Here is a 22,088-nt window from a genome sequence, read left to right on the forward strand (position 1 = left end):
GGCGGGCAGGGGGTCACAAGTCGGCTGGGACCAGCGGCCGCAGCGTGGAGCCGTTGCGGTGTTTCATCACGCTGAGCTGGCTGGGGATGCGGCGGCCGAGTTCGGCAACGTGGCTGACGATCCCGACCGCCCGGTTGCCGGCGCGTAGTTGGTCGAGTACGTCCATCACGTCCTGCAGGTTCTGCTCGTCGAGGCTGCCGAAGCCTTCGTCGATGAACAGGGTTCCCAGGGGGCGGCCGCTGGCTTCCTGGGTGACCACGTCGGCCAGGCCGAGGGCCAGGGCGAGGGATGCGGTGAAGGTTTCGCCGCCGGACAGGGTGGAGGTCTCGCGTTCGGTACCGGTCCAGTTGTCCAGGATCCTTAGCCCCAATCCGGCCTTGAGGCGTCCGCGCCGGCCTGCGTCTTTCTCGTCGCTGTGCACGAGGAGGTAGCGGTCTGAGGTCATCGCCTGAAGCCGGATGTTGGCTGCGTCGGCGATCTCTTCGAGGCGTGCGGCCAGGACGTAGGCCTCCAGTTCCATGCTGAGTGTGTTCGCCGCGGTGGTGGCCGATGCGATGCCTGCCAGGCGGTCAGCCAGGGCATAGCGGGCCTGCAGAGGTTCGAGTTCGGTCAGGCGGGTTTCAAGGTCGGCGACGAGTGTGGTCAGGGCACTGAAGCGGTCGCGGGCTTGCTGGGACGCGCCTGCGGTGTTCTTCACGCGTGCTTCGGTTTGCCGGAGGGCATCGCTGGCGGCTTGTGGCTCTGCGGGGGGGCTGGGCGCTGGCTTCGAGCAGCTCTGGCGTGTTCAAGGTGCCGGTGACGACGGCGTTGTCCTTGTCCCATTGCTGGAGTTCCTCGCGCCACTGTTGCAGGAGTGCGGCGGTTTGCTGCGCGGCGGCGGCTTCCTCGCGTGTGGGGAATCCGGCGTTCTGCGCTGCATCGTCGGCGGTGGTGCGGGCGTCGTGGTGGCGGTCGGCTGCGGTAGCTGTGGTCTGCGCTGCGTCGATGGCGCCTGTGAGGTGTTCCGCGGCACGGGTGAGCTGGCTCATGCGGTCGCCCAGGGTCGCGGCGCTACCGCGTGCGGCGTCCAGGGCGAGGGTGATGGTGTGCTGCTGCTGTGCCAGGGCTTTGTGGCGTGTCTGGCATTCGGTCAGGCGGTCCTTGGCCTCTTGACACTGCTGGATGCGGGTGTCGCACTCGCCCCGGAGCCGGGCCAGTTCTTCCTGGGCGGAGGGCAGTTTGCTGGCGTGGTCGCAAGCGGTCTTGTGGGCTGTGCGAACGGCCTGGAGTTGCAGTTCAAGTTGGTCGGGCGGGGTCGGTCCAGCTGTTCCGAGCGCCTGCGCGTGTTGTTCGGCGAGGTCGCTGCGAGCTCGTCTGGCCTGGCTGTGTGCGGTCTCCGCCTGTTCGTGGACGGTGCGGGCCTTCTCTTCGTCTTCACGCGTGGGCTGGTCGGGCCGCCGCTGTGCCGGGGCTGGGTGGACGGCTGATCCGCACACCGAGCATGCTGTTCCGTCCGTGAGTTCGGCAGCCAGTTCACCGGCCATGCCGTCCAGGCGGCGTTCGCGCAGGTCGAGCCAGTCTTTCTTGGCATGCAGGGCCTCCGCTTCGCGTTTGCCTTCCGTCTCCTCGGCTGTGGCCAGCCGGGCAGCGAGGGTGTCGCGTGTGCGGGCTGCTGTGAGCTGCGTGTCCAGGGACTGGATGTCTCGCTCGAGCTGGGGGATTTGGTCGGCTGTCTTGGCCATGGCTTCCACGCGGCCGGTGTGCTCGGCCTGCAGGGCGGGCCATGCCTCCACCCACTGGGCGGCCTCGTCGTGGTCGGCTTGCGCCTGTTCCTCCTTCTCGTTCAGCTCGTTCAGCTGGACGCCGAGTTGCGTGTGGCGCTCCTCGTCGGGCAGAAGGCCTTGGAGGCGGCCCCGCTCGGCGTGGTGCTGTTCGAGGGCCAGTTGCAGCTGGGGGATCTCGGCGTGGGTGTGTGCGGCTGGCAGCAGCGTGCGGGCGGTGTCCTCTGCAGTTTGGGCCTTGCGTAGTGCGAGAGCGCTGCGCTCAATGCCGTCTAGCAAGGGTCGCAGGGGTTCGGCGCGTTGGCCCATCTCCAGTCGCTGGCGCAGTAGTGGGTGGTCGGCGGCCCTGTGGTCCAGGGCGGCGCGCTGTGCGAGGGCTTGGCTGTGCTGGCGCTGGTGGGTGTCGAGGGCGACGGCGCGCTGATAGTCCTGTTTGGCCCTTTCGTGGGCTTCGTCGCTGCGCTCCTCGTCTGCCAGAGCAGCGGTTTGGGCATCGTGGGCGCGGGCGAGCAGATCCTGGGCCCAGGTGAGCGCGTCGGCGGGGTTCCCGGGATCGGGGCGGACGGGCTGGTCCGAGGCGGTGTCGGCCTCCTGGGAGGAGGGGCCAGCTTCCTGGTCGATGCGGTCGCTGAGCTGCTGTACTGCGGTGGCGACTTCGTCGAGGTCCTTCCTGGCGGTCTTGCTACGCGTGATGAGCCAGTTCTGCAGCTCTTGGAAGCGTCCGGTGTCGAAGAGCCTGCGCAGCAGCAAGGTGCGGTCTTTGGCGTCGGCCCGCAGGAACTTCGCGAAGTCTCCCTGGGGCAGGAGGACGACCTGGCAGAACTGTTCCTTGGACAGTCCCAGCGCCGCTTCTATCTCCCGGGAGGCTTCTTCGTGTTTGGCGCAGACCGGCTCCCAGGCGGAGTCGTCCGTGGTGGCGGTCCGTTCGTGCAACTGGACGGTGGCTTCGGCGGTGGCGGTACCGCTTTTGGCGCGCGAGCTGGGATGGGTCTGCTTGGGAGTCCGGGTGATCCTCAGGCGGCGGCCGGCTGCGGTGAACTCAAGGACGACCCGGGTTCGCGTGTCGTCGGGGGCGTGGTCGCTGCGCAGACGGTGGTTGGGGCGGATGCCGGGCACGGTGCCGTAGAGCGCGAAGCAAACCGCGTCCAGAATGCTGGTCTTCCCTGCCCCGGTGTCGCCGCGCAGGAGGAACAGGCCTGAGCTGGTCAGTGCATCGAAGTCGACGTCTTCGGTGCGGGCGAACGGCCCGAATGCCTGGACGGTCAAATGGTGGAGATACATCAGCTGGCCTCTCGCACGGCGGCTTGGGTGCGGACGCTTTCCAGTCCCTCGTCCAGCAGGTCCTGCTCCGCGCGGGTGGGCGGGATACCGGTGACGTGGTGGAGGAAGCCCAGGCCGATCTCGTGGTCGGTACGGCCCTGGACGCGGGACCGGTAGGACTCGCTCCCAGCGTGGCGCTCATGAGAGAAGCTCAGCTTCAAGGCGTGGGGGAAGCGTTGCTGCAGGCGTTCCATGGCCATGTGCGGCCGGTCCGGGTCAGTGAGAGTGACGTGCAGCCAGCATGTCTCGTACTCGGTGTACTCGGGGCTGGTCAGCAGGTCCTGCAGGGCGCCGGTCATCTGACGCAGGCGGCGCGGGACGGGGCACAGGAGCTCGCGTGCCGTGATTTCGGTGTCGGCGGCCAGATCGATCAGCCACATGGCCTTGGGGTGCTCGGCCTCGGAGAAGGAGTAGGCCAGCGGGGATCCGCTATAGCGGATGCGGTCGCTGATCTTCTGGCAGCGGTGCAGGTGCCCCAGCGCCACGTAGTCCGCCCCAGTGAAGACTGAGGCGGGCACGGAGGGAACGCCCCCTGCGGTGATGTCGCGCTCGCTGTCGCTGGTGTCCGCGCCGGTGACGAACGCGTGGGCGAGGACCACCGAACGGGTACCGGAAGGCCGGGCTGCCAGGTCTGCCCGGACCTGGTCCATGGCCGCGCTGAGTACCGCATGATGACTGGCACGTTCTGCGCCGAAGTGGGCGTGGACGAGACCGGGTTCGAGGTAGGGAAGGCCGTAGAAGGCCACCGGCCCGTGCTGGTCCCGCAGGACGACCGGACGGGCGCAGTCCTCCACCCCGGTGCGCAGATGGATACCTGCGTGCTCGATCAGACGGGCGTTGACCCCCAGCCGGCGGGGTGAGTCATGGTTTCCGCTGATCATGACGAGCGGGACCTGAAGGGCAGCGAGTTGTTCGAGGACCCATTTGAACAGGTCTATCGCGTCGAGCGGCGGAATGGCACGGTCGAAGACGTCACCCGCGACGGCGACGGCCTCAACCTGCTCTGCCCGCACGGTGTCCATCAGATGCTCCAGGAAGGCACGCTGCTCAGCTAGCAGGGAGACTCGGTGCAGCTGGCGGCCCAGGTGCCAGTCCGAGGTGTGCAGGATCCTCATGAGCACAGACCGTAACCACAGCGGTAGTAGATGCGGGTGGTTTTCCCGATAAACGGTCTTGTTACGGTGACATCGCGGCAAAAGGAAGGAAGGTTTCTTCGTCTGCCCGGTGCCGACTGCGGGCCAGGCACCGCTCACAGCGGATTCTCAAGAACTCCTCGAGCTCGTTGAGGCCGTCGGCCTCGCCGGTGCAGGAACACCCTCCCCGCAACCTACGGCATCCGCGGGACCACCGGCCCTGCTCTCGAGGATGGTCCGTCGCGTCGGACGGCGCAGGGAAGATACAGACCGATTAGCGGAAACGGCCCTCCCCCGTGCCACGATGTCTGTATGGAAGTCGAAAGCTTGGGCAACGCTGCCCCCACAGGCCGAGAGGACGAGCGAGGGCCTGTTCTGCGGGAGTACACCGCCCGCAGGTAAAAGCACGACGGTGTACGCAGCACGGCACACGCCCTCACCGCACATGGGATCGGTGAGCGGGGCAAGCACCCCGATGCTGCGGGGCTCTTCACGCGATGACATCAACTGTCGAGTCTTGGGAGACACTCATGGCCTATTGGGCCCTTCTCACCCTGGCACCACCCACTCTCGTATTCCTGGCCTGGGCATCCTGGCTGGCATTCAACCTGTGCATCGCCAAGTGGCACGGCCCTGAAGGGCTGCGCGTTACGCCCTCGATCGCCCGGGCGTTCCATCCACGGCAATGGGCAGTCTTCGTTTCCCTGTCCGGGCAAGGACCACCGCCTGAACCGCCGCCGGGCGCGCCTGCCGACAGCGCGCAGCCGTCTGCCGACCCGGGCGGGGCGGTATGAGCGGCCCCACGTCCGCCGTCATCTCGGCCCGGACGATCGACGCCCTGGCCCGTCGGCGTGCCGCCGGCGTGCGCCTGGGCAGACCCCGAGCGTGTCCGGATACGGTGCTGCACCGTGTGGTGTCGCTCCGGGTGGAGGGCACCAAGCTGGTCGAGATCGCTGAAGCTCTCAACCGATCTGGGACGCCGACGCCCGGGGGTGGTGCGTGCTGGTACCCGTCACACCTTTCGCGTCTCCTGCGCACCCAGGACGCCACGAACCTCCTCCGTACCCTGCAAGGTGACCAAGAGGAGGTGGCGTAGCGGATGCTTCCCCATGTAGTTGAGGGGCGCGCGCCGCCGGACTGGTAGCAGCCGTCGGACCACCGGATCGGAATCGGCGGTTGCCTGCTGCAAGCCCGTTGACCCATTGCTGCGCGGCCGTGAGCGTGCCGTAGTCGCCTGCCTCCTCGGCGTTCACTTCCGCGCATCTCCCTAGAGATCACCAGGTCAACCGCAGCTGCAAGAAACTCCGAAAGGATTCAGGACTTCGATTCGAAGGCGCCGGGGTGTGGGCGTCGTCTTTCGCCCCCGTGCATCGCTCCCGATTCCGGTCGGGGCGGGGACGTTGCACGATTGCGGCGCCCGGTAAGGGCGACGGGCTGAGCGTGTGCAGCGGTCTTTCCGCTCCGCCCGGGCCTCGCCTGCGAGCTCGGCACCCCCGCAGGCGAGGTGAGGCCTGTTAGGCGGGCCTCCACCTTCGCGCTTCGATGATCTGGATCAACGATCTCACCCGAACGACCCGTTGATCACGACTCAAGCTGCTGATCCACCCCGAGTGAGAGAGGACGCCGTGCAGGCCAAGGTCGGCCGCACCCTCACCAAGACTGGCGCCGCCGTCCCTGACCCCATGCAGTCGGGCCTGTCGGGCTGATCACCGCAACCGTTCATCCTGAGCTCTGCTCCACTTGGGGCGGTCGGTGGCCCCAAGTCTTTGCCACGGGGTGCCAGTACATCTCGCCGACGACGACGGACCCTTCGCGAGTGTTGGCCCTCCAGACCTGACCATGCCACCGCAGCGATGGATCTGACCCCAACGACCCCAGCCCTTCGGCCCCCATCTCTACGAGTTGCCGTACCGCCTCAGCAGGCAAATCTGCGTTGAGGAAGACCCTGGCTCCGTTTGGCCCCTCCAACAGCATTTCGTACGGCGGTGTCTCTGCCGACAGCCCTTCGCCAGGGGCCGCCGTCGAGTCTGATCGCATGTTCACGACTCGACTCCACACTCCGGCGATCGCAGTAGCGGCCCTTTCGCCTAAGTGCGTCGACATGGCTTGCAGAAACGGGACAAGCGTCGCCGCAGCAAGGGCCCCTCCCACAAAGATGATGTCGCCTGCCCCGTGCTCGGCCCGACCTATGGGGCCGTCGCCGTGGTGCGTGAACCGGTCTTCCATGAGCTCCGCGCCCCCTGACCACCCGATGTGGACCTTCGCGTCCATCATCCCGCCAGGGCGAACAGGGGACAGCCCTTTGCCGATTCTTCCCGGAATGGTCGAGGATCTCTCGGCCAGAGTCCGCGAGGGCGTGGAGTTCAGCCATGGTTGCGGCGGTATCGCTACTCATCGGAAGAGCCCAAATACCTCCCCGATACGCATCGTGTCAGCAGAGTTGGCAAAGCGGCAGTCCGGCCCAGGGGCAGAACTGCCGCCTGACACTGCTCTATCCCCTACGCCGGCGGTCCTCTGCGGCGAGGCGCTTGAGCTTGCGGCGCACACGCTCCCCCATGGACGCCGGCTGTCCAGCCCTGAGAGCCGCCTGCGTCCAGGTGAGGCCGGTTGCCGCGTAGCAGTCAGCGACCTTCCGCTCGTCGGGCTTGAGCTTGGCCAGCATGCGGCTGATCTCCTCGCCCTGGCCCGACAGTTCCTCCTCGGTCGCGCGGACGGCAGCGCGCAGGCGGTCGGGGTGGTCCAGCGGGACGAGACGCCGTCCCCGCGTGGTGCGTTCCCACAGTTCGGTGTCCGCCGACGTCGCCGCGCGCACTGCGGCGTGCAGGCGAGCTTCAAGTTCGTCGTTACCGTGCACCATGTCGTCCCAGCCCTCCTGCAGCAGGCCCTGCGCGACGCGCTCGGGCCGCCTGTCGGGGTCGAGGTAGCGGGCGAAGTGCCCGACGAGAACGTCGTCGGAGCCGCGGTGGACGCTGGCGTGGCGGGCCTGGAGCGCCGCGGTGAACAGCGAGCGGGCCGCGTAGCCGCGCCAGCCCCAGACAGAGGGTGTTCGAGGCATGCCCTTGAGGTGGTCGTGGAGCATGAAGAGGGCGGTGAAGCCGTCCAGCCGGGCGGGGGCGAGCGACAGGATGAGCGCGTTCAGCGCGCTGCTGGATGCCTGCGCCCGCTGAGCGGGGCCGTCGGGGCCGATCAGCAGTCTGATGGGGCCGATCCTGCCCGCCTCGATACGCCGGGGCACGCCCTCGTCGGCGGGCTCGGGGTCGGGCTGCAGCAGGTCCGGCGGAAGACGGTCCAGGGCGTCGGCAGTGCGCCGGGTCCAGACGGCCCAGGACTTGGCGCGCCAGGCGGGCACCGGGCCGGTGGGGGTACGGCAGCGGTCGTGGACCAGGCGGCCGAAAGGGTCGCGGCCGCATCCGGCGTTGTCCGTGCTCCCCCACGGACACACGGGGAAGGCGCGGGGCGGGCGGCGCCTTGCGAAGAGGCTCTGGGCGACGTCAGTGAGCGCGCGCAGCATGTCCCCTCCCCCGTCGGCAGGGAGCATGCGGTCGCCCAGGACTGGGCCCAGGCCGAAGGGGAAGAGCTGCTGGGCGCGCAGGCGTGCCCGCCGCGTCAGCTCGGCCGCGCGGAGCACCGTGGCCGTGTGGCGCTCGTAGCCGACCAGGGTGCAGGCGACGGCCAGCTGAGCAGCGTCGGGGCGCGGAGTGCCGTCAAGCCATCGCCGCGGGTCGGGGCCGCGGTCCCGGGCCGGGCAGCAGTTGGAACAGGAACGGCCCAGAGCGACCGCCGGCGCGGGCACCCATCCGCCGTCGTCGGCAAGCGGCACCAGAGCGCTCGCCGACGGCAGGCGAAGCAGGATCTTCAGGACCGCCTCGCGCTGATCCGGTTGGAGCGCCATGAGCGGGAGGACCGGCTGACACCGGATGACACCGCCAAGTTGAACGCCTTGCGCGCCAACCCACGGATCGCCCGAGCCTCTCGCAAGGACCGTCGGCGCACTGCCGTGCAGCGCGCGCTGCTCCGCGAACGCCTCGCTCGCTACCCCGTCGACGACGCACAGTTGGCTCCGACGGCGCTGGGCAATGCCATCCGGCGCTTCGAGGAGTACGGCTACGACCGGTTCCGCCTCGACACCCAGGTGATGTGGAACGAACTGACCGGGAACGCGCCGGAGCAAGTCCGTCGACAGGTCGACCTTGCCCGCGCGAATGTCGACTTCTTCGTTGCCCTGCTCTACGGCCACTGCGCCGTCGTCCTCTGTGCGGCGGCAGCTCTGACCACAGCCGGCCCCGATGTCCCCCTGCTACTCACGGCCATTGCCGTGCCAGGCTTCCTGATTCCGGTGTGGTACCGCGCGGCGGTGTCGGCAACCGACGAATGGTCCGCGGCCGTAAGAGCACTCGTGAACACGGGACGCAAACCGCTCGCCGATTCCCTCAGCCTCCTCCTACCGGGTGAGCTCGCCTCCGAACGCGAAATGTGGGCAATGGTCTCCAAGATGTCGCGGTTGCCACACCACGAACGTGCCGCAGCACTAGACACCTTCCGAGCAAGGCCCCCCGACAGCTCACCGCCTCCGGTTGGGGACAGCGGAGCCGCCTGAACCACAACGGCACCCCGGCGCAGGCTGTGTTTGTGTGTCGTACCGTCCCAGATCAGGTGTCGTATGGGTGGGCGACGCACGGCGTAACACCAGACGTGTACCCGTCACGCTACGCCGTGACAGCAACCAGTATCAGGGGGTGCTGGTCCACTCAGGCAGTGTCGCGCAGAGCAGCCGACCGGGGAGGTCGGCGTTGGTCCCAGACTCCCGGGCCGCGCGGTTCTGCCGGTCCCGGCACAGGGCTGCGGCCTCGGTTGCCGCAGCTGAGCCTCCGCACATGACCGGTGATCCGTTCCAGCGCCGATGCGTCCTCCGCCATGACCACGGTCACCGGGACGAAGTCCCACGCAAGCGGCAGCGTGGGCGCGGACCATGGCGTAGGTGACGGGAGCCCGATCGGCAACCCCTTCGCTGTGCAGTCGGTTGACACTGGTGCGTCTCGCGGCAAATCGCCGCTCTGGGTAGGGCTTGGTAGGGATCCAGCCACCCACAACCGGAGCGTCGCCTGCCCCTCGTTGCGCAGCACACAACTGCCCGCCCATCGCACCCCCATCAGGTATCTACACCAAGGCAGGAGGTCGGCCGGCCGGGCGACCACGGGGCGGTGGGTCAGGTGAGGTTCACCCGGCGGGCCTCGGCGTGGGCGGTGATCCCGTCCGGGCCTACGGTGACCTCGGTGGGCCTCAGGCCCAGCGGGAGCGGCGGCAGTTGCCGGTGCTCGCGGGACAGGGCCCCCGCGATGACGGGAGCGGTTGGATCGAGCCTGCGGCCGGCCAGGGTTGCGCTGTCCGCGTGCAGGGTGACGACGCCCGCGTCGAGGCGGGGTTCGGCCGTGATGACCAGGGGCATACCCAGCACGCCGCTCTCGATCCGCAGCCGGCCGCCGCCGGCGTCGGAGAGTCGCATCTCCCGGTCGCCGGCCGCGCCCAGCGCGTCGAACGGTGCGGTGAACGCGGCGTCGACCGAGTCCGCCGCGTAGCCGCCGGGCTGTTCGGACACTCGGTGGAGGTCGACTTCGGCCTTGACGGGGATGCCGTTGGGCGTTCGGGCATCTCCCGTGACCCGGACCTCGGGATGGTGCCCTCGGGCGGCGTGCAGCAGGAACGGATGGCCGTCGATGGTGACCCCCGGCGAGGTCAGACCACCGCTCTGGCGGGCGGCGATCCGGTCGGCGAACCGCTCTTCGCCTAGCTGGCGGGCCAGGGCGTCTGCCGTGAGCAGGAGGGCGCCCACGAGGACGATCACGGCCGCAGTCCGCCGGTACGGGCGGCTCGGGCGGCCAGTGCGGCCCCGCCGAAGGTTCCGGCTCTCGGGGGCGGGTGGGGAGGCGGGCGCGTGCGGGGTGCGGAACGGCATGGGTCGGTACCTCGGGGTCGGGCCGGAGTCGGGGTGGGGTGCGGTGGGGTGGGGTGGGGGTGGGGTGGGGTGCAGCGGAGTAGCGGCGATGGTCGGGGCGGGGTTGAGGATTCGGGGGTTCGGTCGTGACGCAGGCGGATCAGGTTGCGGGAAGGCGGTCGGCTGGGGAACCGGCGCCGGCCTCGGACGGTTGGGCCGCGGGCTTCGCCATGTGGGCGCGAGCGCGCGGGGCGGACGTGGGGGCGCCCTCTATGTCCACGCGCGGCAGGAACCGGTCGAGCCACGCCGGCAGCCACCAGTTGCGCGATCCGAGCAGCACCATGCTGGTCGGGACGAGGAGGCCGCGGACGACGGTGGCGTCCAGAGCCACCGCCGCGGCCAGTCCGATCCCGAACATCTTGACCACCGGGTCTTCGGACAGCAGATAGCTCAGGAACACGCAGAGCATGATCAGCGCAGCCGAGCTGATGATCCCGGCCGTACCGGTCAGCCCGTCCACGACCGCGCGCCGGTTGTCGCGGTGTCGCAGGTAGGACTCGCGCACGGCAGTCAGCAGGAACACCTCGTAGTCCATGGAGAGCCCGAACAGCACGGCGAACATCAGCAGCGGGACGTAGCCCGGGATCGGCACCGGCCCGTCGAGGCCGAGCAGGTCGGCCCCCCATCCCCACTGGAACACCGCGGTCAACACGCCGTACGAGGCCGCGACCGAGATCAGGTTCATGGCGGCCGCCTTGGCCGCGACCACGGGCGCGCGGAAGGCGAGCAGGAGCAGCAGCCCGGCGACCAGGACGACGGTGGCGATGATCACCGGCATCCGGTCCGCGAGTCGGGCGTTCAGGTCTGCCTGGGCGGCCGTGGGCCCGCCTACGTGGGTGGCGGCCCCCGTACCCGCGGTGGCCTCGGGCAGGGTGGTCCCGCGCAGCTGCTCCACGAGGGCGGCGGTCCGCGGGTCGCCGGGACCGGTGGTGGGGGTGACCTGCCAGAGGACGGTACGGCCGTCCGGGCCGATGCGTGCCGGGCCGACCGCCTCGATCCCGGGGGTCCGCGCGAGGGCCTCGGTGACCGGGGCGACGCGGTGATCGGAGGGGCCCTCGGCCGCGGTGGGCAGGGTCTCGGTCACCTGGACCGGGCCGTTCGCGCCCGGCCCGAAGGCCTCGGCCAGCTGCTCGTACGCGGTGCGGCTCGCCGTGCCGGCCGCCTTGTCGCCCGCGTCGAGTTGGCCGAATGTCAACTGGGCGGTCGGCGCTGCCAGGACGGCCAGCAGGGCCAGGCTCGCGAGCAGGTAGCGCCAGGGCCGGTCGGCCACGTGCGCGGCGAACCGCCGCGCACGCGCGTGCGCAGGTTCGGTGACGTCGGCGGCACCCTCGCTGTGCTCGATGTGCTCGATGTGCTCGTCGCGCTCATTGTGTTCGGCGCCGGTTGGCGCGGAGCGAACGGCGGGCGATGTGATCGGATCCACCGGGCCCGGCGTGGGCCCCGTGGCCGCGGGCTTCGCCTGGGCCCGCCTTCCCTCGCGGCGTCCGCCCGTGCGGTGACCCAGGCGGTGGCCCAGCAGGGCGAGCAGGGCCGGGAGCAGAGTCAAGGCGGCCAGGACCGCGACGAGTACGGCGATGCCGGGGGCCAGCGCCAGGGCATACAGCAGCGGCAGCCCGCCGAGCGCCAGCCCGGCCAGCGCCGCCGCCACCGCGCCGCCGGCGAAAGCGGCTGCCTTGCCGGCGCTCGCCGTGGTGTACCCGACTGCCTCCGGCACCTCGTGCCCCCGCGCCAGGAGTCCACGGAAGCGCGTGAGACAGAACAGGGTGTAGTCGATGCCCACGCCGAGGCCGATCATCGCCGCGATGGTGGCCCCGGACGAGGGCATGTCGAGGAGGTGTCCCACCAGCCCGATCACCGACAGCGAGACCACCAGCCCGAGGACCCCCACCAGAAGGGGCAGCCCTGCGGCCAGGATTCGGCGCAGTGTGAGGAAGAGGATCACCGCGGCCGCCGCGAGACCGATCAACTCACTGTGTGCGGTGGACCGCTTGTCGACGGCCGCAGCGAGGTCGCCACCTGCCGTGACCTCGATGCCCGCCCGGCGCGCGGGTTCCATGGCTGAGAGCACGGCCTCGCTGATCTCCGCGGTGATGTCACGCCCCGTCACGTCCAAGCCGACGGACAGGTAGGCGGTGTGCCCGTCCGCGCTCATGGCCGCGCCGCCCGAAGGCCCGTACGGCGTGGCGACGGCGACCACGTGGTCCGCCGCGGCCACGTCGGCCGCGGCCGCCTCCACCGCCCGCCGCGCGGTCGCGGAGGTCAGCTCCGGGCCGTCCGGCGTCGTATGCAGGACGATCGGCTGGTTGCCGGACGCGGGTCCGGGGAGGGTTTCGGCGGCGTCCCGGGCCGCCTGACTGTCGCTGCCGGGGATGGCCACGGCCTCGGTGGTGACGCGGCCGTGCAGGGCCACGGCTGCCACCACGGCGATCACCACGGCCGCCCACACGGCGAGGACGCGTACGGGTCTGCGGGCGCACCATCGGCCCAGGGCAAAGAACATCGTGCTGCGTACCCCTCGACGGATCCACGAATGAAGTTGCACTCCGAGTGCAGATTCACGGTTGCACTAGGAGTGCAATAATGTCAATCGGAGAGAGGAGCCCAGGTGGAACGGCAGGGCGAGGAGCAGGACCGGCAAGGGCGGGGACAAGAGCCGGAGCAGGGTGCGCGGGAAAACCGGCGGCCCGGCTTGTCACCCGCCGGGACCAAGGACGGCCGGACCGAGCGCGGCCGGCAGACCCGCGAGAAGATCGCCGACGCGCTGCTCGCCCTGCTCGACGAGGGCATGACGGAGTTCCCCGCCGACCGAGTCGCCGAGTACGCCGGTGTCTCGCGCCGCTCGGTGTTCCACCACTTCGCCGACATGGCCCAGCTCGTGGACACCGCCATCACCCGCCGGCTGGAACAACTCGCGGCGCAGATAAGGCCGTTGCCCACCGAAGGGCCGCGGGAGGCGCGGGTCGCGGCGCTGGTCGAGCAGCGCTCCCGGATCCTCGAATGGATCACCCCGGCCCGTCTGGCGATGATCCGTATGGACAACCCCTCGGAACGGATCCGTCAGGTCACCGCGGACGCGTTCCGCGATGCCCGCGAGCGCTTGGAGGCAGTGCTCGCCGAGGAACTCGACCGGCTCCCGGCCCGGCAACGCAGGGACCTGGCCGACGGGTTGGACGCGGTAACCACGTGGGGCGCCTGGCACCACTGGCGGTCCACCGGACTCGACGCCGAACAGGCGCGGCACGCCATGGAGGCCACCGTGCTGAACCTACTCACCGCCGCCGACCCACCGGGCCGCGCCCCGGCCCTGCAGGACGACTCCGCCTGACCAGCCCGGCGTGCCGTGAAGACGGTGACCGGGGACCATCGGCCTGCGCACGCATCCCTGTACCGGCCTGCGCACATTCGGGCGTACGCCGACAACGGTGTCCACGCCGAGGCCCTGGTGGAGGTGTCCGCGGCCTCCGCTCAGTGCCAACCGGAGTACCCGTCGGGGTGCCCTCCGCTGCCCTCACCCCGTGTGAGGCTGTACAGGAACAGCCCCAGCACAAGCAGCGCGAGCAGCACGGTCCAGAACGTGCCTGGGAAATCTGAGGGACCCGGGCGCCGTGGGGGAACGTCGCCCTGGCTCGCGGTGTCGCAGTCCTCATCGTTCATCCCGCACCCCCTCGGTCCGTATTCATGGCACTGCGCCACGTAGCCGGTGTCAAGCTTCCCGGCGACGCGAGGCCGAGCGCGAGTCCCCCGGGATAGGACCTCCGAGATCTGGTGCTACCGCAAGGTCGGCAACCGGCAACCCTTCGCCGACTCCCCCTTGTGCGCCGTGATGCTCCTGGGTCTGAGACGGTCTTCGTGGCACCGCTGTGACAGCTTTCATCTGGGCGCCGGTAGCAGGGGTCCGAACTGGCCCCACCTGGCTTCCAGGAGGGGCCCGTCGGCGTCAATGTCGGTGGCGGCACCTACCTTCTGCCCGATGAGTGTCAGCATTGGCGGGCATCCGTCAACGGGTCGAGGCTTTGGACGTGTCCGCCGGGGTCGCGCTTACGGGTTGTTCCCGGTGCGGCGAGCGCCAGGCCGTTGGCGGTGGGAGGCGACGGCGCGGACATGGCAGACCTGTCCCGGCTGCCGAGTCCTTTCCCGAGCAGGGCCCGGACCGCGAGCTCGTCGAAGCGCTCCTTGCTGAACGCCCCGAGGAAGAGGACTTCGACGAGATCGAGGAGTTCGACGACGCCATCGAGGCATGGGGCGAACGGTGGGACGCCGTCATGTTTGCCCCCCAGCGGACAGTCGGTGTGATCGTGATCTGCCACCTGGGGTGCGCCCAGCAGGAGTGGCTGATCATCAGCGGCAGTCACCGCGGCACGATTTGGTCGGACTCCGGGGTGGACGACGCCGACCTCACACCGCTCCTTGGCATCGACGGAAGGCCAGTGACATTCGCACACTGGTGCCTCGACTGGCTGCGCCATGCTGAGCGCACAGCGCAGGAGCCATCCGAGCCCCGGAGTCGGACCCACCGAGCTCGGGCGAGCAACTGCCCTCGAGGGTTCTGTTCCTGGGGTCCCCCGAGGGTTCTATTCCTGGGGTGTGGTGGCGAGTTCGGTCCGGGTCTGGTGGATGAACTCGGAGACGTGGTGGTTCTTCCTCCAGGGTTCGAGCGAGGCGGTGTAGTCGAGCAGGTATCCGTGAGCGCGGGTCGAGGAGACCGTGCGGAGGGCCGTGAGAGCCCTGGAGCCGACGGCGAGGCTCTGGTCCAGGTCCTTGGCTTGGAGGTGGCTGCGGGCCAGGACCGCGAGGCGGATGCCGACGGAGCGGGTGAACCGGTCGGACGGCATGGCGTCGGCCTGCTCGTTCCATGCGAACGCGGCTTGCGGGTCTCCCAGGTCGCCGTAGATTTCGGTCGCGTCCGCGGCGAGGCGGGCGGGTGTGAAGTACGACAGCCACTCCGGATCCCGGGTGCCGGGGCGGATGGAGCCGAGGAGGTTCTCGGAGCGGGCGAGCGCGGTGCCGGCCAGTGGGCACGTTCACACCAAAGCCCGCCACCCCGACGTGCTCGCGGCGCAGCGCCGCGAACGCGCCCGAGTCCGCAGCGAGAAAGGCCTCCCTGGGGCGGCCGACAGATGAAAGCCGCCTGGCCGTCAACCGAACGGGGGCTACGCTCGCACCGTGACCGCTGCATGGGAACCCACGATGGCGGGCGTGATGCGACTGCCCTCAGGCCGGCTCGTCCGTGGACGGGGACTGAGCCGGCCACTCTCGCCGGGCCCGCACCCCACCTTCGCCCTCTACCTGCTGGGCCACCGGCCACCGCCGGTCGCCTGGGAAAGCCGCTGGCTCCGCTGGCCCGACTTCTGGCTGCCGTCCGACCGCGCTACAACCGCCGACGCACTGCGCGAGGCATGGGCACGCGCCGAGGCCGAACGCGTCGAGATCGCCTGCGCGGGTGGACACGGCCGAACCGGCACCGCACTGGCATGCCTCGCCGTGCTCGACGGGGTATCCAACCGTGAGGCCGTCGCCTACGTCCGGGAGCACTACGCTCCGCGCGCCGTTGAAACACCCTGGCAACGCCGTTTCGTCTCCCGCTTCCAGTAGCAGCATCGCTATCAGCTACGAGCACCAGGCGCTTCACCGATCCCGGTGAACCTTCTCGGTCACAGCACTACCGTGGCCTGGTCCTTGGTGTCGGCGTACACCTGAATGTGCTCAGCCGCGTACGACCGAACGTGCCCAGGTCTGCCGCTCCGGCTCAGCTGTTCCGCCGGTAGGCGCCGGGTGGGATTCCGTGCGTGCGTTTGAATGCGTGGGCGAAGGCGAACTCGGATGTATAGCCCACTTGGGCGGCGATGGATCTCAATGGTGCGTCCGATGTCCGTAGCAGTCGCGCTGCCGTGGTCATCCGCCACCAGGTCAGGTAGCCGAGGGGCGGTTGGCCGATGAGCGTGGCGAAGCGTCTGGCGAAGGGTGCTCGTGAGAGCCCGGCTTCCGCGGCGAGTTTCGCCACGGTCCAGGGTGCTGCCGGGTCTCGGTGGATGGAATGGAGGGCGGCGGTGACTGGCGGGTCGTTCAGAGCGGCGGCCCATCCGGTGGTGTCTTCTCGGGCGGACTGTTCTTTGAACCAGATGCGCAGGATGTACAGCAGGAGAGTGTCCAGGAGCGCGGGGACGACTGCGTCGGTGCCCAGGCGCGGGTTGTCCAGCTCGGCAGCCAGGAGTGCCACGGCTGAGCGCAACTCGGGATGGCAGTCCGAGTCCGCTGGCACGTGGATCAGATCCGGGAGGGTCAGCAGCAGTGGGTGAGCGCGGGACGGGTTGAGCTCGTAGGCGCCGCAGAGCACTACGGTGACCGGACCGCCGTTTCCGCTCCGGTCGACGTCGTCCGAGGCGTAGGCGTCGTACAGCTCGTGGTCGTCGGGGCCGCAGACAGGCGCCGTCACCAGGGATTCGGGGCTGTCGGCCAGGGTGTGCCCGTTGCCGTGGGGAAGGAAGACCACGTCACCCACGCCCAGTTGGACGGGCTGTCCGTTCGGGGGCAGCAGCCAGCAGGAACCCTGAAGGATTACCTGGAAGCCCGCCGACCCGGGAACGGAGGCGAACTCCTGTCCCCACGGGGCATGCCACCGCACCTGCGCCGACCGGGGCCGGCCGGTCCGCGTCACCGCGACCACGTCGCTGAGCACATCCATGCGCCCGACCGTACGTGTACGAGACGAACGCGCATCAACTGGGCAGCCTGACACATGGATCGTCTCCATTTGCGTCCGTAGATTCGCGGCATGACGTTGATGAAGACCGCGCGTATCCACGAGTACGGCGCTACCTCCATGATCCGCTACGACTCCGTTCCCCGTCCGCGACCCGCCTTCGGTGAAGTACTTGTCCATGTCGCCGCCACCTCGTTCAATCCCACCGAGGCAGCTCTGCGCGCCGGAATGCTGCAGGCGTTCTTGCCCGTGGACCTGCCCTACACGCTCGGCTGGGACGTCGCCGGCACCGTGGCCGAGACCGGCGCCGGTGTGGAGGGCTTCGCCGTCGGCGACCGGGTCATTGGGCGGCTCGACAGCGGGGGCGCGGCAGCCGAGTACGTCCGAGCGCCCGCCGCCGTGCTCGTCGCGGCGCCGGCGTCCATCCCTCTCGCGAACGCTGCGGCCCTTCCCGTGGCCGGTCTGACGGCCTGGCAAGCGGTGTTCGAGCACGGGAAGGTAGCCGCTGGTCAGCGAGTGCTGGTGATCGGTGCGGGTGGCGGCGTCGGAGGCTTCGTGACGCAGCTCGCCAAGTACGCGGGGGCGGAGGTCATCGCAACGGCCAGTCCTCGGAGCACCGAAGTTGTCCTGCGGCAGGGGGCCGACCAAGTGATCGACTACACCACCGGGCCGGTGAGCGCCGCGCTCGACGGTCCGGTGGACACTCTGCTCAACTTGGTCCCGGTGAGCCCGCAGGCCGCCGCAGCTCTGGCGCCTCTGGTGCGGCCGGGCGGGAGGATCATTTCGATCGCAACCCCGATCGAGCCGGCTGCCGACACCGGGGTGAGCACGATGCACATGGTCGCCCGCAACGATGTCGTACATCTTGCGGCGCTCGTGGAACTCGTCGACGCGGCCACGCTCAGCATCGACATCAGCCAGTCACGTCCACTGGCCGACCTCGCCGAGGTCCATCACCTCAGCGAAACCGGTCAAACCCGAGGCAAGGTCGTCATCATTCCCTGAGCCCATGACGGCCGGACCTTGCTACGGGGCTCCACGCCCTGGGTACGTCCCGGTGTACCTGGCCAGGCACATTGACGAGTACGCCGACACTCGGTCAGCTTGGGCGAGGCGTCCGCCGGCGCGGCTGCGGGTTCGTGCGGAGGCAAACCCGTCGTCGGTGTTCGCGACTAGGTGCGGATGTCCTCGGTCAGGACGCCGTCGACGCCGCTGTCCGCGAGCAGGTCAGCCCTTCGCTTCGCGGACGTCCTTTCCCTGCTCGGCGAACGCCTTGAAGTCCTCCATGTGCTGTCGCGACTGCTTGCGGAAGGTGCGGGCATCAAAAACCCAAGCCGGTCTGCCCGCCAGGCCGGGGGCGTCAGGGCGACCGGGCTCCAGACGTCATCGGCGACAGTCCGAGCTGTGGATGGATCGTGGTGCAGGCCGAGCACACCAAGGTCGGCGGGAAAGTCGGCTCGCACATGATGCAGCAGGTGGAAAGGACCGCCGGTCCGGCTTCGGTTCGGGCATGACCTGCTGGAGGCGGCTGGCTCAGCCCTTGGCGTAGACGATGCTCGAACTGGATCGGAGCCGTCGTCAGACCCCGGTATCAATGGGTCATTGGACGCATGCTGCCCCTGTCGCCATTCGATCGCTTGGCGACAGGCGGACGACGCATCCGGGTGATGTAGTCGGGACAGGCTGCTGTCTGCCATCGGTGAACACCAACCCGAGCGGGCGCAAAGGTCATTACCGTCCAGTCGCATGACGACGGTGACAACCCATACGGTCGAATACCAGGCCGACAACCTGACGATGGTCGGATACCTCGCACTCCCGGCCGGTGCCGAGCGCCGGCCCGCAGTCCTGATCGGACCCGAGGGGATGGGGCTCAGCGATGTCGAGCGCCGGCGGGCCGAGGCTCTGGCCGAACTGGGGTACGTGGCCCTGGCTTTCGACCTCCACGGCGGACGCTATTTGGAAGACCCGGAGGAAATGTTGGCCCGTTGCCTGCCGCTACTCGCCGATCCCGACCGTATGCGAGGAATCGGTCACGCCGCGCTCGACGTCCTGCGTGCCGAACCACGCGCCGACCCCGACCGGACCGCCGCCATCGGCTACGGCACCGGGGGCGCAGTCGCACTGGAACTCGGTCGCGATGGCGTCGACCTGCGCGCGATTGGGACAGTCAACGCACTGACCACAGGCCGACCGGGCGAGGCGGCGAGCATTCGGTGCCCGGTATGGGCCGGGGTCGGGTCGGAAGACCCCATCATGCCGCCCGCCCAACGGGAGGCGTTCACCGCAGAGATGCAGGCCGCGGGCGTCGACTGGCGCCTCGTGGTCTACGGAGGAGCCCTTCACGCCTTCCACCACCCAACGGTCGACCACACCACGCCTCCCGGCGTCGGCTACCACCCACGGCACGCACAGCGAGCCTGGCGTGACATCGTCGCCCTGCTCGCCGAGTGCCTGCCCGTCACGGATTGATCCGATTAATCCGATCGGCTCCTGATACTCACTCCTGCCTGGCGTCGTCGTCTTCGTCGTCCGGGCCGCGCAGCGGGCGCAGGGCACCGACGGTCGGGGCGGAGGCGGTGAAGCTGTAGGGGCCGAGCCGGTTCGGGTTGCGGTGCTTGAGCGGCGGCAAGCGGGCGATGTCCTCGTCCCGGTCTCAATGGACGCCGCCGACGAGATCGGCCAGCGCGTCGGCGGACTCGGAGGTGAGTCGGTAGAAGCCCTGGAGGCTGACGGAGCGCTCCAGGCGGCCGTCCACGACGTACTTCAGGTTGCGCGTCTTGCCTCGGGCATTGCGCCAGGTGAGGGCCGGCAACAGGTCGCCGGGTATCGGGGTGTCGAAGCGTACGGGTGTCGCGTCCACGTGGACCGCACTGGCGCCGCAGCCGCCGGCTCCGAGCATCCGCCAATCGTCGTGCCCAGGGAACGGCGGATCCTGCCACGTCGCCTGAGCGGTGCCGCAGCAGTCGCCGCGTTCCATGTCGATCACCCGCATGCGGGACACCACGAACACCTCGCACCGGTTGACGTGCAGCGCGTACACCTCGTCACCGGCACGGGCTCCCGACCAGGTGGGCAAGGACTGGTGGACGCCGGAGTAGGCGACCGGCGGCCGCTCGCCCACGCGGCCTTCCTTACGCAGGGCACGGCATGTGTCGTGGGTCCACAGGACGGTGAAGGCATCAGACATGGGGTGATCGTAAGAACGAGGACTGACAGTGCCCTGCTGGTGGCGCGGAGCGGGTTCGCAAGGGAGAGGTTCCGGTCGTGCGAGGAGGTGCGGAAACCTCTGCCACAGGAGGTCACGGTCCTTGTGGGCGAGAACAACGCGGGCAAGACCACAGTGGTCGATACGGTGCGCCTTCCGACCGGCCCGCCGGACGGTCGCCGGTCACGGTATTCCGAGGAGTCGGACGTCTTGGAGGCTGCTGCCCACCCGATGCCGCCTCTACCAGGGCGCTGCCGGTGTGGGGCGCAGCCTGGCGGCTGGCAGGCTTGCCTCGCGTCATCGCCAGGTGAGGAGCGGGGTCCGCTCCCTGCGGTCCCGGTGGTCCCGGCCGTCTCGGTGGTTGGGGCGTGGCCCAAGTGGGACGCTATGAGTGAGGGGCCGTGCCGAGGAGATCGGGAGGGCCGGATGGGACGCGATGTCCCGGAGCTGATGTTCACGCGTGACGACCGTCGTCGGTTCCGGAACAAGATGCACACCTGCCTCGATGTGTTCGCGCGGATGCTGCGCGAGTCGAGGTTCGACTTCGAGCGGCCGCAGGTCGGGCTGGAGATCGAACTGAACGTCGTGGACGCCTCCGCCGAACCCGCCATGCGCAGCACCGAAGTCCTGGAGGCGATCGCCGATCCCACCTGGTCGACCGAGCTGGGACAGTTCAACCTGGAGATCAACATCGACCCCCGGCGGCTGACCGAAGGCGGTCCCGACTCCTGGGAACAGGAGATCCGCAACGCGCTCAACCACGCCGAGGAGAAGGCTGCGGCGATCGGCGCACATCTGGTCATGATCGGGATCCTGCCGACACTACAGCTCAAGGACACCGGGCTCGCGTCGCTGTCCGAGAATCCGCGGTACCGCCTGCTCAACGAGCAGATCTTCTCCGCGCGAGGAGAGGACCTGCTGATCTCGGTCGACGGCGTGGAACACCTACGGACCTACACCGACACCATCGCGCCGGAGGCGGCCTGCACCAGTACCCAGTTCCATCTACAGGTCTCACCGGACGAATTCGCCGACTACTGGAACGCCGCGCAGGCCATCGCAGGGGTGCAGGTGGCCCTGGCGGCGAACTCGCCGTTCCTGTTCGCCAAGGAGCTGTGGCGCGAGACGCGTATCCCCCTGTTCGAGCAGGCCACCGACACCCGGCCGGACGAGATCAAGGTGCAGGGAGTACGGCCCCGAGTGTGGTTCGGCGAGCGGTGGATCACCTCCGTCTTCGACCTCTTCGAGGAGAACACACGGTACTTCCCCGCTCTCCTGCCGCTCTGCGACGACGAAGACCCGCAGGAGACACTCGACCACGGCGAGATCCCCGGACTGGCCGAGCTCACCCTGCACAACGGGACGGTCTACCGCTGGAACCGCCCCGTCTACGCCGTCGTCGACGGCGTACCGCACCTGCGCGTGGAGAACCGGGTCCTGCCGGCGGGTCCCACGGTGACCGACGTACTGTCCAACGGCGCCTTCTACTACGGACTCGTCCGCGCCCTCGTCGACGAGGACCGGCCCGTCTGGACACGGATGTCGTTCGCAGCAGCAGAGGACAACCTGCACGCTGCCGCTCGGCACGGCATCGACGCACCCCAGTACTGGCCCGGGATGGGCGAGGTCCCCGCGACCGAGCTCGTGCTGCGACGACTGCTACCGCTGGCCGACCGTGGGCTGGAGCGACTGGGCCTGGACGCGGCCTGGCGGGAGCCACTGCTCGGAATCATCGAACAACGGTGCGTCACCGGCCGCAACGGCGCGGTGTGGCAGTCCGAGATGTTCCACCGCATGCACGACATCGGCCATGTCGACCGGCACCAGGCCCTCCGACGGATGACACAGCAATACATCGCCTACATGCACCTCAACGCCCCCGCACACACCTGGCCCGTCGAATGACACACGCCCCCTCATCACCGCGCCGGCCGCCGGCGACTGACAGGCCACCCCACGACCGGACGACGAAAGG

Annotated in this window: 19 protein-coding genes and 1 pseudogene; 8 read left to right on the forward strand and 12 right to left on the reverse strand. The window is 69.3% G+C overall.

Annotation, left to right across the window (positions count from 1 at the left end; all coding sequences use genetic code 11):
• Window positions 1-13 precede the first annotated feature (13 nt).
• From ACWCO8_RS22145 to ACWCO8_RS22155, 3 genes are read right to left on the reverse strand one after another with little or no spacing between them, the layout of a single operon-like run.
• Window positions 14-697, reverse strand: a complete 684-nt coding sequence (locus tag ACWCO8_RS22145; RefSeq protein WP_451033661.1) for an SbcC/MukB-like Walker B domain-containing protein — start codon at window positions 695-697, stop codon at window positions 14-16.
• Window positions 621-3,041, reverse strand: coding sequence for an AAA family ATPase (locus ACWCO8_RS22150; protein ID WP_451033662.1), 2,421 nt, complete (start codon window positions 3,039-3,041; stop codon window positions 621-623). Before ACWCO8_RS22150 ends, ACWCO8_RS22145 begins: the two co-directional genes overlap by 77 nt.
• Window positions 3,041-4,195: an exonuclease SbcCD subunit D gene (locus tag ACWCO8_RS22155; protein WP_451033663.1), complete on the reverse strand. Its 1,155-nt coding sequence runs from the start codon at window positions 4,193-4,195 to the stop codon at window positions 3,041-3,043. The genes ACWCO8_RS22150 and ACWCO8_RS22155 overlap by 1 nt, the downstream gene beginning before the upstream one ends.
• 808 nt (window positions 4,196-5,003) lie before the next feature.
• On the opposite strand from ACWCO8_RS22155, the gene ACWCO8_RS22160 reads away from it, so the two are divergent.
• Window positions 5,004-5,309, forward strand: a complete 306-nt coding sequence (locus tag ACWCO8_RS22160) for a recombinase family protein (protein ID WP_451033664.1) — start codon at window positions 5,004-5,006, stop codon at window positions 5,307-5,309.
• Window positions 5,310-5,932: 623 nt separating this feature from the next.
• Here ACWCO8_RS22160 and ACWCO8_RS22165 read toward each other — a convergent pair.
• Together ACWCO8_RS22165 and ACWCO8_RS22170 are read right to left on the reverse strand one after the other, a co-directional pair.
• The gene (locus ACWCO8_RS22165; protein WP_451033665.1) at window positions 5,933-6,487 is read right to left on the reverse strand and encodes a hypothetical protein; all 555 of its coding nucleotides are present in this window, start codon (window positions 6,485-6,487) and stop codon (window positions 5,933-5,935) included.
• Between the two features lie 217 nt (window positions 6,488-6,704).
• The gene (locus ACWCO8_RS22170; RefSeq protein ID WP_451033666.1) at window positions 6,705-8,105 is read right to left on the reverse strand and encodes a hypothetical protein; all 1,401 of its coding nucleotides are present in this window, start codon (window positions 8,103-8,105) and stop codon (window positions 6,705-6,707) included.
• Between ACWCO8_RS22170 and ACWCO8_RS22175 the strand changes: the two genes are divergently transcribed.
• Entirely contained in the window at window positions 8,094-8,810 is a 717-nt protein-coding gene (locus ACWCO8_RS22175; RefSeq protein ID WP_451033667.1) for a hypothetical protein, read from the forward strand. The two genes, ACWCO8_RS22170 and ACWCO8_RS22175, sit on opposite strands and share 12 nt — an antisense overlap.
• 609 nt (window positions 8,811-9,419) lie before the next feature.
• On the opposite strand, the gene ACWCO8_RS22180 is transcribed toward ACWCO8_RS22175, so the two are convergent.
• Window positions 9,420-10,055, reverse strand: a complete 636-nt coding sequence (locus ACWCO8_RS22180) for an LmeA family phospholipid-binding protein (RefSeq protein WP_451033668.1) — start codon at window positions 10,053-10,055, stop codon at window positions 9,420-9,422.
• Between the two features lie 250 nt (window positions 10,056-10,305).
• Window positions 10,306-12,705 carry an MMPL family transporter gene (locus ACWCO8_RS22185; RefSeq protein ID WP_451033669.1) on the reverse strand — a complete coding sequence of 800 codons (2,400 nt, stop codon included), beginning with the start codon at window positions 12,703-12,705 and terminating at the stop codon, window positions 10,306-10,308.
• 105 nt (window positions 12,706-12,810) lie between these two features.
• On the opposite strand from ACWCO8_RS22185, the gene ACWCO8_RS22190 reads away from it, so the two are divergent.
• On the forward strand, window positions 12,811-13,530 hold the full coding sequence (locus tag ACWCO8_RS22190) for a TetR/AcrR family transcriptional regulator (RefSeq protein ID WP_451033670.1): 720 nt from the start codon (window positions 12,811-12,813) through the stop codon (window positions 13,528-13,530).
• A gap of 652 nt (window positions 13,531-14,182) precedes the next feature.
• Here the strand turns inward: ACWCO8_RS22190 and ACWCO8_RS22195 are convergent.
• Both ACWCO8_RS22195 and ACWCO8_RS22200 read right to left on the reverse strand, forming a co-directional pair.
• Window positions 14,183-14,557, reverse strand: a complete 375-nt coding sequence (locus ACWCO8_RS22195) for a hypothetical protein (protein WP_451033671.1) — start codon at window positions 14,555-14,557, stop codon at window positions 14,183-14,185.
• A 219-nt stretch (window positions 14,558-14,776) separates the two neighbouring features.
• The gene (locus ACWCO8_RS22200) at window positions 14,777-15,037 is read right to left on the reverse strand and encodes a hypothetical protein (RefSeq protein WP_451033672.1); all 261 of its coding nucleotides are present in this window, start codon (window positions 15,035-15,037) and stop codon (window positions 14,777-14,779) included.
• A 199-nt stretch (window positions 15,038-15,236) separates the two neighbouring features.
• Between ACWCO8_RS22200 and ACWCO8_RS22205 the strand changes: the two are divergent.
• Together ACWCO8_RS22205 and ACWCO8_RS22210 are read left to right on the forward strand one after the other, a co-directional pair.
• Window positions 15,237-15,319, forward strand: a pseudogene (locus ACWCO8_RS22205) (integrase); the annotation flags it as partial.
• A 49-nt stretch (window positions 15,320-15,368) separates the two neighbouring features.
• On the forward strand, window positions 15,369-15,797 hold the full coding sequence (locus ACWCO8_RS22210) for a protein-tyrosine phosphatase family protein (protein ID WP_451033673.1): 429 nt from the start codon (window positions 15,369-15,371) through the stop codon (window positions 15,795-15,797).
• Between the two features lie 154 nt (window positions 15,798-15,951).
• Here ACWCO8_RS22210 and ACWCO8_RS22215 read toward each other — a convergent pair whose 3' ends face one another.
• Window positions 15,952-16,887 carry an AraC family transcriptional regulator gene (locus tag ACWCO8_RS22215; protein ID WP_451033674.1) on the reverse strand — a complete coding sequence of 312 codons (936 nt, stop codon included), beginning with the start codon at window positions 16,885-16,887 and terminating at the stop codon, window positions 15,952-15,954.
• Between the two features lie 90 nt (window positions 16,888-16,977).
• On the opposite strand from ACWCO8_RS22215, the gene ACWCO8_RS22220 reads away from it, so the two are divergent.
• The gene (locus ACWCO8_RS22220; protein ID WP_451033675.1) at window positions 16,978-17,910 is read left to right on the forward strand and encodes an NADP-dependent oxidoreductase; all 933 of its coding nucleotides are present in this window, start codon (window positions 16,978-16,980) and stop codon (window positions 17,908-17,910) included.
• Window positions 17,911-18,651: 741 nt separating this feature from the next.
• Entirely contained in the window at window positions 18,652-19,377 is a 726-nt protein-coding gene (locus ACWCO8_RS22225) for a dienelactone hydrolase family protein (RefSeq protein WP_451033676.1), read from the forward strand.
• 28 nt (window positions 19,378-19,405) lie between these two features.
• On the opposite strand, the gene ACWCO8_RS22230 is transcribed toward ACWCO8_RS22225, so the two are convergent.
• Together ACWCO8_RS22230 and ACWCO8_RS22235 are read right to left on the reverse strand one after the other, a co-directional pair.
• Entirely contained in the window at window positions 19,406-19,537 is a 132-nt protein-coding gene (locus ACWCO8_RS22230; RefSeq protein ID WP_451033677.1) for a hypothetical protein, read from the reverse strand.
• A gap of 24 nt (window positions 19,538-19,561) precedes the next feature.
• On the reverse strand, window positions 19,562-20,095 hold the full coding sequence (locus ACWCO8_RS22235) for a hypothetical protein (protein ID WP_451033678.1): 534 nt from the start codon (window positions 20,093-20,095) through the stop codon (window positions 19,562-19,564).
• Window positions 20,096-20,539: 444 nt separating this feature from the next.
• Between ACWCO8_RS22235 and ACWCO8_RS22240 the strand changes: the two genes are divergently transcribed.
• Complete coding sequence (locus tag ACWCO8_RS22240) at window positions 20,540-22,018, forward strand: glutamate--cysteine ligase (RefSeq protein ID WP_451033679.1); 1,479 nt, start codon at window positions 20,540-20,542, stop codon at window positions 22,016-22,018.
• The last annotated feature ends 70 nt before the right edge of the window (window positions 22,019-22,088 follow it).

This window comes from Streptomyces sp. NPDC001927, from assembly GCF_053594455.1.

Excerpts from the sequence above, each read along its gene's own strand:
- ACWCO8_RS22160 (WP_451033664.1), top strand. The coding sequence starts at position 5,004 with ATGAGCGGCCCCACGTCCGCCGTCATCTCGGCCCGGACGATCGACGCC.
- ACWCO8_RS22185 (WP_451033669.1), bottom strand. The coding sequence starts at position 12,705 with ATGTTCTTTGCCCTGGGCCGATGGTGCGCCCGCAGACCCGTACGCGTC.
- ACWCO8_RS22165 (WP_451033665.1), bottom strand. The coding sequence starts at position 6,487 with ATGATGGACGCGAAGGTCCACATCGGGTGGTCAGGGGGCGCGGAGCTC.
- ACWCO8_RS22240 (WP_451033679.1), top strand. The coding sequence starts at position 20,540 with ATGGGACGCGATGTCCCGGAGCTGATGTTCACGCGTGACGACCGTCGT.
- ACWCO8_RS22220 (WP_451033675.1), top strand. The coding sequence starts at position 16,978 with ATGACGTTGATGAAGACCGCGCGTATCCACGAGTACGGCGCTACCTCC.
- ACWCO8_RS22225 (WP_451033676.1), top strand. The coding sequence starts at position 18,652 with ATGACGACGGTGACAACCCATACGGTCGAATACCAGGCCGACAACCTG.
- ACWCO8_RS22215 (WP_451033674.1), bottom strand. The coding sequence starts at position 16,887 with ATGGATGTGCTCAGCGACGTGGTCGCGGTGACGCGGACCGGCCGGCCC.
- ACWCO8_RS22170 (WP_451033666.1), bottom strand. The coding sequence starts at position 8,105 with ATGGCGCTCCAACCGGATCAGCGCGAGGCGGTCCTGAAGATCCTGCTT.
- ACWCO8_RS22155 (WP_451033663.1), bottom strand. The coding sequence starts at position 4,195 with ATGAGGATCCTGCACACCTCGGACTGGCACCTGGGCCGCCAGCTGCAC.
- ACWCO8_RS22200 (WP_451033672.1), bottom strand. The coding sequence starts at position 15,037 with ATGCCGTCCGACCGGTTCACCCGCTCCGTCGGCATCCGCCTCGCGGTC.
- ACWCO8_RS22150 (WP_451033662.1), bottom strand. The coding sequence starts at position 3,041 with ATGTATCTCCACCATTTGACCGTCCAGGCATTCGGGCCGTTCGCCCGC.
- ACWCO8_RS22235 (WP_451033678.1), bottom strand. The coding sequence starts at position 20,095 with ATGTCTGATGCCTTCACCGTCCTGTGGACCCACGACACATGCCGTGCC.